This is a genomic window from Paraburkholderia atlantica, from assembly GCF_009362785.1.
Lineage (GTDB): Bacteria > Pseudomonadota > Gammaproteobacteria > Burkholderiales > Burkholderiaceae > Paraburkholderia > Paraburkholderia atlantica.
This window is the reverse complement of sequence record NZ_WHNQ01000005.1, coordinates 114942-131930: the sequence shown is the minus strand read 5'-3', so window position 1 is coordinate 131930 and position 16989 is coordinate 114942. Positions and strand designations below refer to the sequence as shown.

Annotated in this window: 15 protein-coding genes; 10 read left to right on the top strand and 5 right to left on the bottom strand. The window is 64.6% G+C overall.

From position 1 onward, the window contains the following. Positions 1-8 precede the first annotated feature (8 nt). Positions 9-1046 carry a serine/threonine protein kinase gene (locus GCT19_RS09260; RefSeq protein WP_152851701.1) on the bottom strand — a complete coding sequence of 346 codons (1038 nt, stop codon included), beginning with the start codon at positions 1044-1046 and terminating at the stop codon, positions 9-11. Positions 1047-1264: 218 nt separating this feature from the next. After that, positions 1265-1477, bottom strand: coding sequence for a hypothetical protein (locus GCT19_RS09255; protein WP_013088095.1), 213 nt, complete (start codon positions 1475-1477; stop codon positions 1265-1267). 222 nt (positions 1478-1699) lie between these two features. Here GCT19_RS09255 and GCT19_RS09250 point away from each other — a divergent pair, with 222 nt between their 5' ends. The 6 genes from GCT19_RS09250 to GCT19_RS09225 all read left to right on the top strand — a co-directional run bounded on the left by GCT19_RS09250 (position 1700) and on the right by GCT19_RS09225 (position 9950). After that, positions 1700-1894: a hypothetical protein gene (locus GCT19_RS09250; protein WP_035491798.1), complete on the top strand. Its 195-nt coding sequence runs from the start codon at positions 1700-1702 to the stop codon at positions 1892-1894. A gap of 2 nt (positions 1895-1896) precedes the next feature. Further along, positions 1897-5079, top strand: coding sequence for an efflux RND transporter permease subunit (locus GCT19_RS09245; RefSeq protein WP_152851700.1), 3183 nt, complete (start codon positions 1897-1899; stop codon positions 5077-5079). Between the two features lie 103 nt (positions 5080-5182). After that, the gene (locus GCT19_RS09240; RefSeq protein ID WP_152851699.1) at positions 5183-6484 is read left to right on the top strand and encodes an efflux RND transporter periplasmic adaptor subunit; all 1302 of its coding nucleotides are present in this window, start codon (positions 5183-5185) and stop codon (positions 6482-6484) included. A 17-nt stretch (positions 6485-6501) separates the two neighbouring features. Continuing rightward, positions 6502-8073 (top strand): efflux transporter outer membrane subunit, encoded by a 1572-nt coding sequence (locus GCT19_RS09235; protein ID WP_051106783.1) that lies wholly within the window; start codon positions 6502-6504, stop codon positions 8071-8073. Positions 8074-8206: 133 nt separating this feature from the next. After that, complete coding sequence (locus tag GCT19_RS09230; RefSeq protein ID WP_321576780.1) at positions 8207-9484, top strand: MFS transporter; 1278 nt, start codon at positions 8207-8209, stop codon at positions 9482-9484. Positions 9485-9767: 283 nt separating this feature from the next. Continuing rightward, complete coding sequence (locus GCT19_RS09225; protein WP_008923386.1) at positions 9768-9950, top strand: hypothetical protein; 183 nt, start codon at positions 9768-9770, stop codon at positions 9948-9950. Positions 9951-10049: 99 nt separating this feature from the next. Here the strand turns inward: GCT19_RS09225 and mgrA are convergent, their stop codons facing one another. Beyond that, a complete protein-coding gene (gene mgrA, locus GCT19_RS09220; protein ID WP_018436920.1) occupies positions 10050-11093 on the bottom strand; it encodes an L-glyceraldehyde 3-phosphate reductase in 1044 nt (347 codons plus the stop codon). A gap of 227 nt (positions 11094-11320) precedes the next feature. Between mgrA and GCT19_RS09215 the strand changes: the two genes are divergently transcribed. Next, the gene (locus GCT19_RS09215) at positions 11321-11527 is read left to right on the top strand and encodes a DUF3185 family protein (protein ID WP_152851698.1); all 207 of its coding nucleotides are present in this window, start codon (positions 11321-11323) and stop codon (positions 11525-11527) included. A gap of 30 nt (positions 11528-11557) precedes the next feature. On the opposite strand, the gene GCT19_RS09210 is transcribed toward GCT19_RS09215, so the two are convergent. Further along, on the bottom strand, positions 11558-12319 hold the full coding sequence (locus tag GCT19_RS09210; protein ID WP_152851697.1) for a phytanoyl-CoA dioxygenase family protein: 762 nt from the start codon (positions 12317-12319) through the stop codon (positions 11558-11560). Between the two features lie 515 nt (positions 12320-12834). On the opposite strand from GCT19_RS09210, the gene GCT19_RS09205 reads away from it, so the two are divergent. Continuing rightward, positions 12835-13197 (top strand): hypothetical protein, encoded by a 363-nt coding sequence (locus GCT19_RS09205; RefSeq protein WP_035491836.1) that lies wholly within the window; start codon positions 12835-12837, stop codon positions 13195-13197. A gap of 221 nt (positions 13198-13418) precedes the next feature. On the opposite strand, the gene metK is transcribed toward GCT19_RS09205, so the two are convergent. Beyond that, entirely contained in the window at positions 13419-14606 is a 1188-nt protein-coding gene (gene metK, locus GCT19_RS09200; RefSeq protein WP_013088085.1) for a methionine adenosyltransferase, read from the bottom strand. A gap of 282 nt (positions 14607-14888) precedes the next feature. Here metK and GCT19_RS09195 point away from each other — a divergent pair, with 282 nt between their 5' ends. Continuing rightward, positions 14889-15773: a lipid A biosynthesis lauroyl acyltransferase gene (locus GCT19_RS09195; protein ID WP_018436924.1), complete on the top strand. Its 885-nt coding sequence runs from the start codon at positions 14889-14891 to the stop codon at positions 15771-15773. A gap of 228 nt (positions 15774-16001) precedes the next feature. Further along, on the top strand, positions 16002-16937 hold the full coding sequence (gene dapF, locus GCT19_RS09190; RefSeq protein WP_026228974.1) for a diaminopimelate epimerase: 936 nt from the start codon (positions 16002-16004) through the stop codon (positions 16935-16937). The last annotated feature ends 52 nt before the right edge of the window (positions 16938-16989 follow it).

Below are 16989 nucleotides of genomic sequence, written 5' to 3'. Positions count from 1 at the left end.
TCAACACGTTAAACCGGCCACAACGGCCCTTCCTGCATCGCGCCGATCTGCTCGCGCATCTCGAGGATGCGATCTTCCCAGTAGCGCTGTGTGTTGAACCACGGAAACGCGGCCGGAAACGCCGGATCATCCCAGCGGCGCGCGAGCCACGCTTGATAGTGAATCAGCCGCAACGTGCGCAGCGCTTCGATCAAATACAGTTCGCGCGGCTCGAACTCGCAGAAATCCTCGTAGCCGGCGAGCAGATCGGCGAGCGCGCGCGACGCCTCCGCGCGTTCGCCCGGCAACAGCAGCCACAGGTCCTGAATTGCGGGACCCATGCGGCTGTCGTCGAAATCGACGAAATGCGGGCCCGCATCGGTCCACAGCACGTTGCTCGGGTGACAGTCGCCGTGCAGACGCAAGGTGCGAATCTCGCCAGCCCGCTCGAACGCACGCGCGACGCCTTCGAGCGCGAGATTCACGACGGTTTCCCACGCGGTGCGCAGGTCGTCGGGCACGAAACGATGCGCGAGCAGGAAGTCGCGCGGCTCGTAGCCGAACGTATCGATGTTCAGCGCGGGGCGTTCCGCGTAGTCCTGGGTCTGCCCGATTGCATGAATGCGCCCGATGAAACGTCCGAGCCATTCGAGCGTGTCGCGCCGGTCGAGATCCGGCGCACGACCTCCGCGTCGCTCGAAGACCGAGAAGCGGAAACCGTCGAAGCTATGCAGTGTGCGGCCATCCAGCACGCGCGCGGGCACGGCCGGAATCTCGCGCGCGGCGAGTTCGGCGACGAACGCGTGCTCTTCGAGAATCGCCGCGTCGCTCCAGCGCTCAGGACGATAGAACTTCGCGACCACGGGCGGGCCGTCTTCGACGCCGACCTGATACACGCGATTTTCATAGCTGTTGAGCGGCAGCAGACGGCCGTCGGTCCGCACGCCGGACGTTGCGAGCACGCCGTCGATCGCGTCCAGCACGGTTTCCGGCGTGAGCCGCGCGAACGGCACGGCGCCATCGGCGCCGGCCTGGGGATGGGAATTATCGGGAATGGTGTCGTTCATGCCCCGCATTGTGCGCCGCGCCGCGGGTAAAGACGAGAGCGACGGCTCGCAATGCGTGCGTGGCATCGCTAGAAATACGGGCTGATTTGCGGCGCGCCGTGAATCGACGCGCGCATCGACCCGCAGCGATGCTGGCGAGCCGATCTCACCTTACAACATCACTACAGCCCACTCCTGCGTGTCACACAACGGCAATGAGCAACAGATAAGCCTCTCGTTCAATGCGTCTGCGCGCCGGCCGGACGTATCAGGTCGCCGGTATCGATCAGATCTTCGAGGAAAAAGGGTTCGGTATTGAGCTGCCGCGATGCGCCGGGTTCGCCGGCGTACCACGCCACCATCGCCATGTCGCCAAGAATGCGCATGACGATTCCGCGCGCGCCTTGCGGCACGGCGATATGTACCGATCGGACAATGGAACCGACTTGCATGATAATTCCCCGCTTCCCTTAGCCGGCTTTATGATTTCACGCCGGTCGAGGTGATGATAAAAACGCCGCTTCGCATTGGACGTTGCGTGCGCACTTAATCTGTCGCGCGCGTGGCGCGTGAGAGGTTCGAGTCATTGTTCCCGCTTTGCGGGGCTTTGGGAAGGCGAATAGAAGGCTTTCACCAGTCGTTTCGCCCTATTCCCATTACGCTGCGCACAGCCGATGATCTCGGCTTCAGACGTCGTAATGAAGACCATCATAAACCCTGCGGGGGGAGACATCAAAAACGTGCATTGCCAGAACGATCTGCAAGATGCGGGTAACGCGCAGCTTCGCACCTGCCTTCGCGCCGACGGGCGCGCCTCCGTTTCCGATCCGCGCGGCGCGGCCGCCGCTGATTTCATGAGTCTGCGCTAGTCATGTGGATCGTTCGTCTCGCGCTACGGCGCCCCTATACGTTCGTCGTGCTGGCTTTGCTGTTGCTGATCGTCGGACCGTTGACGATTCTGCGCACGCCCACCGACATCTTTCCGAACATCGATATTCCGGTGCTGTCGGTGATCTGGTCGTACAACGGCCTGCCCGCCGACGAAATGGAGCGGCGCATCGCGCTGAACTACGAGCGCGGCTTGTCGGTGGCGGTCAACGACATCGAACACACGGAATCGACGTCGCTGAACGGCATCACGGTCATCAAGATCTTTTTCCAGCCGGGCGCGAATATCGACGAAGCGCTCGCGCAGGTCACCGCGCTGTCGCAGTCGCAAGTGCGCTCGCTGCCGCCCGGCATCACGCCGCCGTTCATCCTGCGCTACAACGCGTCGACGGTGCCGATTTTGCGGCTCGCGTTGTCGTCCGCGTCGCTGACCGAGCAGGAACTGTTCGACTTCGGCAATAACTTCCTGAAGACGCAGCTCGCCACAGTGCCGGGTGCATCCGCGCCGCTGCCGTATGGCGGCAAGCAACGGCAGATCATGATCGATATCGATTCGCGCAAGCTGCAAGAGCGCAATCTGTCGCCGATGGACGTGGTCAGCGCGGTTTCCGCGCAGAACCTGATTCTGCCTTCGGGCACCGCGAAAATCGGCTCGACCGAGTACTCGGTGGTAATGAACGGCAGCCCCGATTCGCTCGCGGGGCTGAACAACATTCCGATCCGCACCACCGCAAACGGCACCATCTTTATCCGCGACGTCGCGCACGTGCGCGACGGCTACCAGCCGCAGACCAACATCGTGCGCGTGAACGGCCAGCGTGCCGCGCTGCTGACGATCAACAAAAGCGGCAATACGTCCACGCTCGATATCGTCGATCGCATCAAGACGATGATGCCGACGCTGCGCAATCTGGTGCCGCCGTCGCTGAATATCGACCCTGTCGCCGACCAGTCGCTGTTCGTGCGCGCATCGGTGGAGGGCGTGCTGCGTGAGGCGCTGATCGCCGCGTGCCTGACGGGCCTGATGATTCTGCTGTTCCTCGGCAACTGGCGCGCGACGCTGATCATCGCGGTATCGATTCCGTTGTCGATGATCACGTCGATCATCGCGTTGTCCGCGCTCGGTCAGACGATCAACATCATGACGCTCGGCGGGCTCGCGCTCGCGGTCGGGATTCTCGTCGACGATGCGACCGTTGCGATCGAGAACATCAGCCATCAGCTCGAACAGGGCAAGACGCTCGAACAGGCGATTCTCGACGGCGCGCATCAGATCGCGATTCCGACGCTCGTGTCGACGTTGTCGATCTGTATCGTGTTCGTGCCGATGTTTCTGCTCACCGGTGTCGCGCACTATCTGTTCATTCCGCTCGCCGAAGCGGTGGTCTTCGCGATGCTCGCGTCATACTTCTTCTCGCGTACGCTCGTGCCGACGCTCGCGAAATATCTGCTGCGCTATCACCACAAGCCTGCTGATCTGCATCACGCGCCGGCGCAAACACGCAATCCGTTCATGCGCGTGCACTATGCGTTCGAGCGCGGTTTCTCGCGTTTGCGCGAGCGCTATCGCGGGTTTCTCGAAGCGCGTGTCGCGCGGCCGGGCCTGTTCGTCACGCTGTTTCTCGTGTGCTGTGGCGCGTCGCTGCTGTTGCTGCCGTTTATCGGCCGCGACTTTTTCCCTGCCGTCGATGCCGGCACGATCGCGCTGCACATGCGCGCGAAAACCGGCATGCGGGTCGAGGAAACCGCGGTGCTGACCGATCGCGTCGATGCGCGCATCCGTCAGCTGATTCCGGCCGGTGAACTGCATTCGATCATCGACAACATCGGCCTGCCGGTGTCGGGTATCAACCTGTCGTACAGCAACACGGGCACGATCGGCACCTCCGACTCGGACATCCTGATCACGCTGAACCCCGAACATCATCCGAGCGCCGGCTATGTGCGCACATTGCGGCGCACGCTCACCGACGAATTCCCCGGCGTGCAGTTTGCGTTTCTGCCGGCCGATATCGTCAGTCAGACGCTCAATTTCGGCATGCCGTCGGCGATCGATATCCAGATCGTCGGCCGTGAGGTGGCCGCCAATCGTGCGTTCGCCGCGAAGCTGCTGAACCGTCTGCGCACGGTGCCGGGCCTCGTCGATGCGCGCATCCAGCAGCCCGCCGATCTGCCGCGGATCTTCATCGACGTCGATCGCACGCGGGCGCAGCAAGCGGGCTTTTCGCAGCGCGATATCGCGAGCAATCTGCTGATCACGCTGTCGGGCAGCCAGCAGACCACGCCGACGTTCTGGCTCAATCCGCGCAATGGCGTCAGCTACAACGTGATCACGGAAGCGCCGCAATACACGATCGATTCGCTGCAATCGCTCGCGAACATTCCGTTGAACGCCAACGGGCGCAACAACATTCTCGGCTCGCTCGCGACGATGCGCCGAGAAGCCAGCAACGCGGTGCTCACGCACTACAACGCGCAAACCACGATCGACATCTACGGCACCGCCGACGGCCGCGATCTCGGCGGCGTGTCCGACGACATCCGCAAGATCATCGACGAATCGAAAGCCGAGCTGCCGAAGAGCTCGAGGATCGAACTCCGCGGCCAGGTGCAAACGATGAACGAGTCGTTCTCGGGCCTGCTCGCCGGTCTGCTGTTCGCGGTGCTGCTCGTGTATTTGCTGATCGTCGTCAATTTCCAGTCGTGGCTCGATCCGTTCATCATCATCACGGCGCTGCCGGGCGCGCTGGCGGGCATCGTGTGGATGCTGTTTCTCACCCACACCACGCTGTCGATCCCCGCCCTCACCGGCGCGATCATGTGTATCGGCATCGCGACCGCGAACTCGATTCTGGTGATCAGCTTCGCGCGCGAACAACTGCTGCTGCACGGCGACGCGACCCGCGCGGCGATTGAAGCAGGCTTCACGCGTTTCCGCCCGGTGCTGATGACCGCGCTCGCGATGGTGATCGGCATGGTGCCGATGGCGATCGGTCTCGGCGAAGGCGGCGAGCAGAATGCGCCGCTCGGGCGCGCGGTGATCGGCGGGCTCGCGGTCGGCACGCTGGCCACGCTGATCTTCGTGCCGGTCGTGTTCTCGATGATCTATCGACGGCTCGCGGCGCGGCATCAGCGCGCCGCGGAACATGTGGTGCAGAAGCCATGAACATCCGGAACGCGATGACCGTACCAGCCGGCACGCGCATCATGCGATGCCACGACACAAGAGGCAGCATCGACTGCCCATGCAATTTCGAAGGGGAAGTTTGATGGAAGCACAACGTCCCGGCGGCTCGGGTTCAGGCTCTGGCGACGGCGGCCACGCCGCGCATGATCCGGCGAAAGCGCGACGCACGCGCCTGATCATGATTGCCGCCGCCGTCGCGGTGCTCGCGCTCGCCGCGCAAGGCATCTGGTCGCGCCACGATGCGCATGCGGCGCTCGAACGCGATGCCGAGCACACGAGCCAGATGAGCGTCGAAGTCGTGCAGCCGCAAAAGTCGTCAGCCGGGTTCGATCTGACGTTGCCCGGCAACGTCCAGGCCTTCCTCGACACGCCGATCTACGCGCGCACCAACGGTTATCTGAAGAAGTGGTACGCCGACATCGGCGCGCGCGTGAAGAGCGGCCAGTTGCTCGCGGAAATCGACACGCCCGAAATCGACGACCAGTTGCGCGCCGCCCGCGCCGATCTCGCGAACGCCGAAGCGAATTACGCGCTGGCGAAGAGCACCGCGGATCGCTGGACGGATATGTTCAGGAGCAAGTCGGTGTCGAAGCAGGAGACCGACGAAAAAGTCGGCGACATGCTCGCGAAAAAGGCCACGCTCGACGCCGCGCGTTTCAACGTCGCCCGACTCGAAAAGACCCAGTCGTTCCAGAAGGTCTATGCGCCGTTCGACGGTACCGTGACCGCGCGCAACGTCGACGTCGGCGCGCTGATCGACGCGGGCAGCTCGGGCGGCCCCGCGAAGGAACTGTTTCATGTCGCGCAGGCGGACCGGCTGCGCGTCTATGTAAACGTGCCGCAAGCGTACGCGCAGCAGGTGCGCGCGCAGCAAAGCGCGTTTCTGACGCTGACCGAGACGCCGTCGCGGCACTACCCGGGTATGGTCGCGCGCACTGCGGGCGCGGTCGATCCGCAGCAGCGCACGATGCTCGTCGAGGTCGACGTCGACAATCGCAGCGGCGAGCTGTTGCCGGGCGCGTACGCGCAGGTGCATTTCGCGCTCGGCGCGGGCACGGCGTCGTTCACGCTGCCGGGCAACGCGCTGCTGTTCCGTCCCGACGGCGTCAAGGTCGCGACCGTCGATCCGCAGCACAAGGTGAAGCTGCTGCCGGTGTCACTCGGCACGGACTTCGGCACGCGCGTCGCGATCGTGGCGGGTCTGCAGGGCAATGAGCAGGTGATCCTGAATCCGCAGGATTCGATCGTCGATGGCGCGCCGGTACGGATCGTGCCGCGCAAGGCGGAAGACGGTGCGGCTTCGGAAGGTGCGGCTGGGGCGGCCGGTGCGGCGGCCAGCTCGCCGGCGGCGCAAGGCGGCGCGCGGCCGGGCGCGAGGACGTGATCATGAAGATGTCGGTTATGCGGCGCGCGCTGGCGTCATCGGCTGAATTCGCGCGCGGGTCGGCGAGCGATTCCATTCGCGCCTCGGCAGTCGCGCTGGCTCTCGCCGGCGCGCTCGGCGCCTGCACCGTCGGCCCCGACTACGTGAAGCCCGCCGCCGTCACACCCGCGACCTGGCGCGAACTCGAAGGCACCGGCTGGAAGCCCGCGCAACCGGCCGACACGCTCACGCGAGGCGCGTGGTGGCGCATCTACGGCGACGCATCGCTCGATGCACTCGAACCGCAGGTCGCAAGCGCGAACCAGGACGTGCAGGCCGCCGAGGCGCGCTTTCGCGCGGCGCGCGCGAGCGTCGCGCAATATCGCTCGCAATTCTTCCCGGTAGTCACCGCGGGCGTCCAGTATTCGCGCACGCGGTCCTCGGAGAACGTGCTGCATAAATCGACCGCCGGTCTCGCGCTGAACGACTATCTGGTGCAGGTCGACGCGTCGTGGGAACCCGACCTGTGGGGCCGTGTGTCGCGCAGCGTCGAAGGCGCGAAAGCTGGCGCGCAAGCGAGCGCCGCCGACCTCGACGCCGCGCTGCTGTCGATGCAGGCCGAGCTCGCCACCGATTACTTCGAGCTGCGCGGACTCGATCAGGAGCGCCGACTCCTCGACGACACGATCAAGGCCTACCAGGAGGCGCTCGAACTGACGCAGCATCGCTTCACCGGCGGCATCGCGACCGATGCCGACGTCGCGCAGGCGCAAACCCAGCTGAAGACGACCCAGGCGCAGGCGCTCGACCTCGGCGTTCAGCGCGCGCAGCTCGAACATGCGATCGCGATCCTGATCGGCCAGCCGCCGTCGACCTTCACGCTGCCGGTCGCGCCACTGGTCGCGGTGCCGGTGATCGCCACGGCCGGCGTGCCGTCCGGATTGCTCGAGCGGCGTCCCGATATCGCTGCGGCCGAGCGGCACGTCGCCGCGATGAACGCGCAGATCGGCGTGGCCACCGCGGCGTTTTTCCCGAACCTCGTGCTGGCCGTGACGGGCGGACTCGAGGCGACCAACTATAGCCAGTGGCTGCTCGCGCCGAGCCGGCTGTGGTCGCTCGGGCCGACGCTCGCCGGCACGCTGCTCGACTTCGGCGGCCGCGCGGCCGTCAAGGAGCAGGCGCGCGCGCACTACGACGAAAGCGTCGCGCAATATCGGCAAACGGTGCTGAACGCGTTCGGCCAGGTCGAGGACAATCTGGCCGCGCTGCGCGTGCTGGAACAAGAAGCGGCCGCACAGGACGACGCGGTCGCGGCCGCGCGGCGCTCGCTCGCGGTCGTGTCGGACCGCTACCGGAACGGCGCGATCACCTATCTCGACGTGGTCGTCGCGCAGACGACCACGCTCACCAACGAGCGCAACGCGGTGTCGATCGCACGCCGCCGGATGGCCGCGAGCGTCGCGCTCGTGAAGGCGCTCGGCGGGGGCTGGGATACGTCGGTACTGCCGGGCGACGATGCGCTTGTACATCCGTCGACGGCGACTTCGGGGGCGACGCAGGCGCCGGCGCCGGCGCCGACGCCGGCCAGCGACGCCGGGGCGCACGGCTAGCGACGGAAGACGGGCGCGCGACATGCTGTGGGCAACGCGGCGCGCCGCGTTGCCCACGCCACCGGCTCGAAACGCGTTTTCAGCGTATCCTTAACGTCTTTGCGCGTTTCCGTGTGACCCAAGGAGTTCAGTTGTGACCCTGCCGCCGCAATCCCAGCGGACTGCATCTGCCGTTCCCTCCCCCCTAGCAGCTTCAGCAGCTTCCACCCGCACCACCAGCGTGTCGGACATCCCCTTTCTGGAACGCGGTTCGCGCGCGTACTGGCGTGCCAGCCTCGCGCTGCTGTTCGCCGGCTATGCGACCTTCTCGCTGCTCTACTGCGTGCAGCCGCTGCTGCCGTCGTTCTCCGAAGCGTTCAACGTGACACCGGCGCAAAGCAGTCTGTCGCTGTCGCTATCCACCGCGGCGCTCGCACTGGCGATTTTCGTCGCGGGTTTCGTCTCCGAGGGTTGGAGCCGGCACAAGCTGATGACGCTGTCGCTGACGGTGTCGTCGGTGCTGACGATTGGCGTATCGGTCGCGCCGCACTGGAATCAGTTGCTCATTCTGCGCACGCTCGAAGGGCTCGCGCTCGGCGGCGTGCCGGCCGTCGCGATGGCTTATCTCGCGGAGGAAGTGCATCCGGATGGCCTCGGTCTCGCGATGGGTTTGTACGTCGGCGGCACGGCGATCGGCGGCATGGCTGGGCGGGTGATCACCGGCGTGGTTGCGGATCTGTTTTCATGGCGCGTCGCAATCGGCACGATCGGCGTGCTCGGCCTGCTGTCGATGCTCGCGTTCCGCGCATTGCTGCCGCCGTCGCGCCATTTCGTGCCGCGCCGCGGCCTCGGCTTCGCGCATCACCGCACGTTGCTGTTGCGGCAGTTCACGCGACCGGGCCTGCCGCTGCTGTTCCTGCTCGGCTTCGTGCTGATGGGCAGCTTCGTCACGCTGTACAACTACATCGGCTACCGGCTGCTGGCGCCGCCGTATCGGCTGAATCAGACGGAGATCGGCGCGATCTTTATCGTCTATCTGGTCGGGGTGGTCGCGTCGCCGTGGTCCGGGCGCATGGCCGATACGTTCGGCCGCGCGCGCGTGCTGATCGGGAGCCTGCTGCTGATGGTGTTCGGCCTCGCGCTGACGATGCTGCATCCGCTCGCGGCGGTCGCGACCGGGATCGCATGCGTGACGTTCGGGTTCTTTGCCGGGCATTCGGTCGCGAGCGGCTGGGTCGGGCGTCTGGCGAAAGATGCAAAAGGCCAGGCCGCGGCGCTGTATCTGCTCGCGTACTACATCGGCTCGAGCCTGATCGGCTCGTATGGCGGCCACGTGTGGGCCGGTCACGGCTGGAACGGGGTCGTCGGGCTGGTCGGTGCGCTGCTCGCGATCGGCTTGATCGCCGCGAGGCACTTGCGCGGACGCGAATAGCCGCACGCGGTCACCCAGTCCGCGTGGATCGGCGAAAAACGAAAGGCTTGCGTAAGCGAACGCTTGATACTTCCCGGCGTGTTTTGTTGCGCCGCGCCAATCGCCGCATGCCTGCTGCGCCGGGGTTCAGCAGCTTGCGAATAAGCGCCGACGCGCACGCTTGCGCCGTCGCGCCGCTCCATCAGTCTCCTATACTCGATTAGTGCACTGGTACTGCATGATTTCAAAGCCGCAGCCTCTGCCGGAACGACATAGCGACCATCCCGCATGGGAGGAGACGAAGATGACGTACTTTACGATCGGCGATTTCATCCTGGTCATTCCGATGGCGTTGGCGGGTGCGCTATTCGTCGGCGCGCTGCCCTGCAAAACCGAGTTGCGTCACAACGCGCTGCGTGTGCTGGGCGCGCTGATCGGTGTGATGTGCGCGGTGGCGCTGGTCGAGGGTCTGCCGGCGCTCGTATAGAGCGCGGCGAAGTACCAACGAAAAAGCCGCACGCCGAGCGTGCGGCTTCGTTTTGCCCTTCGTTCCATCCGCCTGTTGCGCGGACGGCTTGTCACGCGATCAGATCGCCTGATCCGTCGACGGCTTTTCCCACAGATTGATCCCACCTTCGGTCGCATAGCGATCGATTTCGGCGAGTTCGTCGGCCGAGAACGCGAGGTTCTTCAGCGCGCCGACGTTCTCGCGCACCTGCTCCGCGCGGCTCGCGCCGATCAGCACCGAGGTCACGCGCTGATCGCGCAACGCCCACGCGAGCGCCATCTGCGCGAGGCTCTGACCACGGCGCTGCGCGATGTCGTTGAGCTTCCTCACGTGCTCGATGTTCTGCGGGCTCAGATGCTCGTCTTTCAGCGAACCGCCGCCCGGCTTGTTGACGCGCGCATCGGCCGGCACGCCGTTCAGGTACTTGCCGGTCAACAGCCCTTGCGCGAGCGGCGTGAATGCGATCGCGCCAGCGCCGACTTCGTCGAGCGTATCGAGCAGGTCGTGTTCGATCCAGCGGTTCAGCATGTTGTACGACGGCTGATGGATCAGCAGCGGCACCTTGTATTCGGCGAGCAGCTTCGTCATTTCGCGCGTCTTCGCCGACGAGTACGACGAGATGCCGATGTAGAGCGCCTTGCCCTGCTGCACCGCGCTCGCCAATGCGCCCGCTGTTTCTTCGAGCGGCGTGTGCGCGTCGAAGCGATGCGAATAGAAGATGTCGACGTATTCGAGGCCCATGCGCTTCAGGCTCTGATCGAGACTCGCGAGCACGTACTTGCGCGAGCCGCCGCCCTGGCCGTACGGACCCGGCCACATATCCCAGCCGGCCTTCGACGAGATCAGCAGCTCGTCGCGGTACGGTTTGAAATCGTCCTTGAACAGACGCCCGAAATTGGTTTCCGCGCTGCCATACGGCGGGCCGTAGTTGTTCGCCAGATCGAAGTGCGTGATGCCGAGGTCGAAGGCCGTGCGCAGAATGTCACGCTGCGTCGAGATCGGCGTGGTGTCGCCGAAGTTGTGCCACAGGCCGAGCGACAGCGCCGGCAATTTGAGACCCGACTTGCCGCAGACGCGGTATTGCATGTCCGAATAGCGTTCTGAAGCTGCTTCGTAAGCCATTGCTAGTGTCCTTGTCGATGAGATCGCCCGAGAATTGCGGGCGTGAGGATTCGCGCGTTGCGGGAGGCGTGCTGCTCGGGGGATTTATTGTCGTGATGTCGCCGTGGTGCGGCTAGACCGCTATGTTAGCCAATCGACGCGGCGCTTGCAGGCACCCAGTATGCGGGATGGACGAGCACGCGCGGCTCACCTACACTCTGGCCGGTTCAAGTTGATGGGAGGTGCAGATGGCGAAGGCGATTTCGATCGCGCTGATTGTCGGCGGCATCGTGCTGCTGTATTTCGGCGGGCAGGCGTTCAATTCGGTGAGCAGCGACGTGTCGCGCTTCTTTACCGGTTCGCCGAGCAACAAGGCGATCGTGCTGATCGTCGCGGGCGTGGTGGCGACGCTCGCCGGGCTGACGGGAATCGCGATGTCGGGGCGCAAGCGCTGAGCGTCCGCGCGAGGCCCGCGACCGAAACGACTAGAACGCGATCTCGGGCTTCGCAGCCGAGCGCGTGCCGGGCAGCGGCACGTTGCTTACGCCGTGATAGGTGAACACCAGCGAGAACTTCACCTGATCGCTGAGATTCTTGCCGGCCGAGTGCAGCGTGTTGCAGTGGAAGAACACCACGTCGCCGGTCTTCAGCTCCGGCGACACCGCGGTGCGGATCGCCGCCTCGTTCTCGGCGAGATCCGTGCGGAAAAATTTCGCTTCGTCGAAACGGTCGGACGTGAAGGCGGCGCCGTGCGAGTGCGGCACGAACCACAGCGCGCCGTTATCGATGGTCTCCGGGCCGACTGCGAGCCACACCGACACCAGATCGTCGCGCTCGAACGACCAGTAACGCACGTCGCGATGCCAGCCGGTCAGGCTGCCGTACGCGGGGTGCTTCGTCATCATGCAGTTGTGATGCGCGCGGGACAGTCGCGGCTCCTCGCCAAAATACAGTTCCATCCAGCCACGGATTTCGGGCGCGGTCGCCCATTGCGCGAATGCGGGGTGACGACCGTATGCATCGAGCAAGCGCCGCACCGTATGTCCGCCCGGCGCATCCTTCGATGACGGCGCGCCCGGATACTTCAGATCCGCTTCGAATTCGATCGGCGCTGCCGCTACCTGCAGCTGCCGCTGTGCGATCCGCTTCAGCTCGTCGCAACGCTCGGGCGACACGAGTCCTGGCACGACTACAAAACCCTGCTCCCGCAACGTTTGAATCTGCTCTTTCTTCGAATGGAGTGACATGGCGTTCCGTTACTGTCGACTAACTGATGTTCGATTGTAAAACGGGCGCGATCGGGGTGCGTTATTTCGCGGCGCGCCAATGCACCGGTTTCAGGCGCGCGGCGCACCCGCATCGCACATTTGCTGGGCAAATATGCACGTAAATCGCCCGTCAAAAGTGAGACCAGATTGGTGTCGGCGACGATTCGATCCACAGGGAATTCGATCTCGCAGGGTACTAACCCGACTTTCTGACGTCACGATTCCCGTGTAGCCTTCTCGCATGTCGATCGCCGCTTACGCAGTTCTCAATTGGGCGCAGGCCGTCAAGGCTCGTGCCGTCGGTTTCTCCGCGTTGTACCTTCGCTGCGCTGCGCGCCGTGTTTCGCGTCGTGAGTTCCCGCGACACGACTCGCACCGAGTTTCCGGCTTTCAGGCCGTTCATCGCAACCCCGTCATTGGCACATATGGTGCTGTTTGTCCGTGCACATCCGATGCACGCGCCGACGTGCGGTTCATTGCCTAAATGTGAAGCCATGCATACTCTTTTGAGCACCCGTCTTACCCGCGCCGCGCTGAAAGCGGCGCGTCCCGCGCGCCGTCATATGATGCGGGCGCTGCGTCACCATGCCGCGCGCACCCGCGCGCTCGGCGAGCAATGGCGTGACGCGAAAGCCGTCGACGGCTTTCGCACCTGGTTCCACACGTTCTTCTCGGCGCTACGCCAGCAGAGCGGCACACGCCGTCTGTCGCTGCGTACGCTGCTGCGCAAACCGACACCGCTGCGCCTCGCGGTTGCGAAACGCGCGCCGGCGGTGCACACGCCTGCGAGCCGCCGACCGCGTCGGCTGTCGACGAGCAGCAGCGGGTGGTTTGCGTTTGCTTTTGCGAGCCGGTGAGTTGCAGTTGCGCGTTGAGTGGCTAGACCGCTGATCTGCTGACCGGCTGCGCGTTCGCCGCTGTGCTGTCTTCGAGCAGCGCAGGACTTCGAGCGCGACGGCATCGCTCCGTGATCGACGGACAAAGAAAAACCCCGCCGGGCTCACGCCGGCGGGGTTTTTCTTTTGCTATCGCGTAACAAGCGACTTGCGCTTGTTACGCGCTGCTTGTTACGCGCTAGTTACGCGATTGCCGCGACCGGCTCGGTGCCTGCCGCTTCGGCGAGTGCGAGCGCCTTGTCGGTGGCTTCCCACGTGAATTCCGGCTCTTCGCGGCCGAAGTGGCCATACGCCGCGCTCTTCTCGTACACCGGGCGCAGCAGGTCGAGCATCTGGATGATGCCCTTCGGACGCAGGTCGAAATGCTGACGCACGAGTTCCGTGATCGTCGCATCCGACACGCGGCCGGTGCCGAACGTGTTGACCATCACCGAGGTCGGCTGAGCGACGCCGATCGCGTACGACACCTGGATCAGGCAGCGCGACGCGAGGCCCGCGGCCACGATGTTCTTCGCAACGTAACGGCCGGCGTAAGCTGCCGAGCGGTCGACCTTCGACGGGTCCTTGCCCGAGAACGCACCGCCACCGTGCGGTGCAGCGCCGCCGTACGTATCGACGATGATCTTGCGGCCCGTCAGACCGCAATCGCCCTGCGGACCGCCGATCACGAAGCGACCGGTCGGGTTCACGAGGTACTTGACGTCACCCTTGATCAGCTCGGCCGGAAGCGTCGGCTTGATCACTTCTTCGATCACCGCTTCGCGCAGCGCCTCAAGCGAGATGTCCGGCGCATGCTGCGTGGACAGCACGACCGTGTCGATCGAATGCGGCTTGCCGTCGACGTAGCGCACGGTGACCTGCGACTTCGCATCCGGACGCAGCCAGGGCAAACGGCCGTCGCGGCGCAGATTCGCCTGACGCTCGACGAGACGGTGCGACAGGTGGATCGGCAGCGGCATCAGTTCCGGCGTTTCTTCGCACGCGTAACCGAACATCAGGCCCTGGTCGCCTGCGCCTTGATCAAGGTTGTTGTCGTGCGCGCGGTCCACGCCCTGGGCGATGTCCGGCGACTGCTTGTCGTAGGCGACGAGCACCGCGCAGCCGCGGTAGTCGATGCCGTAGTCGGTGTTGTCGTAGCCGATGCGCTTGATCGTGTTGCGCGCGATCTGGATGTAGTCGACGTTCGCGGTGGTGGTGATTTCACCGGCCAGCACGACGAGACCCGTGTTGCACAGCGTTTCGGCCGCGACACGCGAGTACTTGTCTTGAGCGAGGATGGCGTCGAGGATCGCATCCGAGATCTGGTCCGCGACTTTGTCGGGATGGCCTTCGGAAACGGATTCGGAAGTAAAGAGATAGTCGTTTGCCACGTTGCAGACTCCTGTTAGTGGTTACGGTTGCGTTCCACGTAGCCGACTTCGGGAGTCTGAAGCGGCGACGCTTTAGCGGATTACCTTACCGATGGACGCAACCCATGGAACCCATGGACCGCACCCGCCGGCTTCGCCCCGCAAGTTGTCTATTAACTCGGCGAAGCCCTTATTATAGCGACTTCCCTTGAATGTCACAGAGTGTCCACGAGTGCGGTATCACGCCAATTTTTCCGCCCCCCCAAATCCCGCCCCCAGCAGCGCCGCGCGCCCGGAGGCTGCATGCTGAGCCGTTACGGCGCGAAGCTCGCGATCGGGCTGCTCAAACTCTTTGCCTTATTGCCGTATGGATTCGTGGCCCGTCTCGGCGACGGGCTCGGCTGGCTGCTCTATCAAATCCCGAGCCGTCGCAAGCGCATCGTTCATACGAATCTGAAGCTGTGCTTCCCCGACTGGAGCGACGAGCGCCGCGAGGACGTCGCGCAGAAGCACTTCCGTCACGCGATCCGCAGCTATCTCGAGCGCAGCGTGCAGTGGTTCGGCTCGGCGAAGAAGCTCGAGAAGCTGATCCAGCTCGACAGCGCAATCGACCTGACCGACCCGAACCTGCCGCCGACACTCTTTCTCGGCTTTCATTTCGTCGGCATCGAGGCCGGTTCGATTTTTCTGAATTACTCACTGAAGCGCCAGTGCGGCTCGCTGTATCAGCCGATGTCGAATCAGGAGCTCGAGGAAATCGCGAAAGCGGCGCGCGCGCGTTTCGGCGCCGACATGGCAAGCCGCGCCGACAGCGCGCGCGTCGTGCTGCGCTGGCTGCGCGAACGCAAACCGGTGATGCTGGGCGCGGATATGGACTACGGCGCGCGCAATTCGACCTTCGTGCCGTTCTTCGGCGTGCCGACCTGCACGCTGACCGCGGTCGGCCGACTCGCGAAGGTCGGGCACGCGCAGGTCGTCCCGTTCATCGGCGAAGTCCTGCCGAACTACAAGGGCTACCGGCTCAAAGTCTTCAAGCCTTGGGCCAACTATCCGACCGGCGATGATGACGCCGATGCGCGACGCATGAACGAATTTCTCGAAGAGCAGATTCCGCTGATGCCCGAGCAGTATTACTGGGTGCACAAGCGGTTCAAGACGCGGCCGCCGGGAGTGCCGGGGGTGTATTGAAGACGGCGCCGGGATCTGCTCCCGGCAATCGGAGTCCGTCGATTGGTGGACATGAAGCGGCATCCCGGCCGCTTGCCCGCCATACCGTTTCCGATGGGCCAACGTGTATCATCTGCTATTGGCCCAGCACGGCTCGAATGGGTGATTCACCCAACAGCCGCCAAGGCCCGGATTTTCGGCTCCGCCCGCACGCGCGAAGCCCTACGCAGCAACGGATACACGGAAAACGTGAAGCTCAAATTCACCAAAATGCACGGCGCGGGCAACGACTTCGTCGTGCTCGACGGCTATACCCAACCGCTTGATCTGACCACGGCGCAGGTGCGCGCGCTCGCGAACCGCCATTTCGGCGTCGGTGCCGACCAGCTGCTGCTGGTCGAAAAGCCGACCGTCGAAGGTGTCGATTTCAGATATCGCATCTTCAATTGCGACGGCGGCGAGGTCGAACATTGCGGCAACGGCGCGCGCTGCTTCGTCAAGTTCGTGCGCGAGCGCGGCCTCACCGACCAGCGCAGCGTGCGCGTGCAAGTCCAGAAAGGCACGATCACGCTGACGATGCAGGACAACGGCGAAGTGATCGTCGACATGGGCACGCCCGTGTTCGATCCCGAACTCGTGCCGTTCGCGACCAAAGGTCTGCAAGGCCGCCGCGAAGGCGCGGATACGCTCTGGCCGCTCGACGTGAACGGCACGACGCGCTGGATGTCGGTGGTGTCGATGGGCAACCCGCACGCGGTGCAGGTCGTCGACGATGCCGAGGCGTTCCCGGTGCTCGTCGAAGGTCCGGCCATCGAGCGGCACACGCGCTTCCCGCAGCGGGTCAACGCGGGCTTCATGCAGATCGTCAACCGCAACGAGATCAGGCTGCGCGTCTACGAACGCGGCGCGGGCGAAACGCTCGCGTGCGGCACCGGCGCGTGCGCGGCGGTCGCGGCCGGCATCCGGCGCGGGCTGCTGGATTCGCCGGTGCTCGTGCACACGCACGGCGGCGACCTGACGATCACGTGGGACATCGCGCAACCCGGCGCGCCGCTGCTGATGGCCGGCCCCGCGGCCACCGTCTTCGAAGGGGAGATCGAGTTGGCTGAAGAGGCGTCGGGCGCATCGCCAGACTCGTCGCAGCACCATTCGTCCCGCACGGCCGCCGTGGCGCCCTCCGTCTAACTCATTGACCTACGCGCCGCCGCGAGGCGGCCATCTTGTAGTCCTCTAGCCG

What these genes read in the sequence shown, in the direction of transcription:
- GCT19_RS09260 (WP_152851701.1), bottom strand. Translation starts at nt 1,046, where the DNA reads ATGAACGACACCATTCCCGATAATTCCCATCCCCAGGCCGGCGCCGAT.
- GCT19_RS09255 (WP_013088095.1), bottom strand. Translation starts at nt 1,477, where the DNA reads ATGCAAGTCGGTTCCATTGTCCGATCGGTACATATCGCCGTGCCGCAA.
- GCT19_RS09250 (WP_035491798.1), top strand. Translation starts at nt 1,700, where the DNA reads ATGATCTCGGCTTCAGACGTCGTAATGAAGACCATCATAAACCCTGCG.
- GCT19_RS09245 (WP_152851700.1), top strand. Translation starts at nt 1,897, where the DNA reads ATGTGGATCGTTCGTCTCGCGCTACGGCGCCCCTATACGTTCGTCGTG.
- GCT19_RS09240 (WP_152851699.1), top strand. Translation starts at nt 5,183, where the DNA reads ATGGAAGCACAACGTCCCGGCGGCTCGGGTTCAGGCTCTGGCGACGGC.
- GCT19_RS09235 (WP_051106783.1), top strand. Translation starts at nt 6,502, where the DNA reads ATGCGGCGCGCGCTGGCGTCATCGGCTGAATTCGCGCGCGGGTCGGCG.
- GCT19_RS09225 (WP_008923386.1), top strand. Translation starts at nt 9,768, where the DNA reads ATGACGTACTTTACGATCGGCGATTTCATCCTGGTCATTCCGATGGCG.
- mgrA (WP_018436920.1), bottom strand. Translation starts at nt 11,093, where the DNA reads ATGGCTTACGAAGCAGCTTCAGAACGCTATTCGGACATGCAATACCGC.
- GCT19_RS09215 (WP_152851698.1), top strand. Translation starts at nt 11,321, where the DNA reads ATGGCGAAGGCGATTTCGATCGCGCTGATTGTCGGCGGCATCGTGCTG.
- GCT19_RS09210 (WP_152851697.1), bottom strand. Translation starts at nt 12,319, where the DNA reads ATGTCACTCCATTCGAAGAAAGAGCAGATTCAAACGTTGCGGGAGCAG.
- GCT19_RS09205 (WP_035491836.1), top strand. Translation starts at nt 12,835, where the DNA reads ATGCATACTCTTTTGAGCACCCGTCTTACCCGCGCCGCGCTGAAAGCG.
- GCT19_RS09195 (WP_018436924.1), top strand. Translation starts at nt 14,889, where the DNA reads ATGCTGAGCCGTTACGGCGCGAAGCTCGCGATCGGGCTGCTCAAACTC.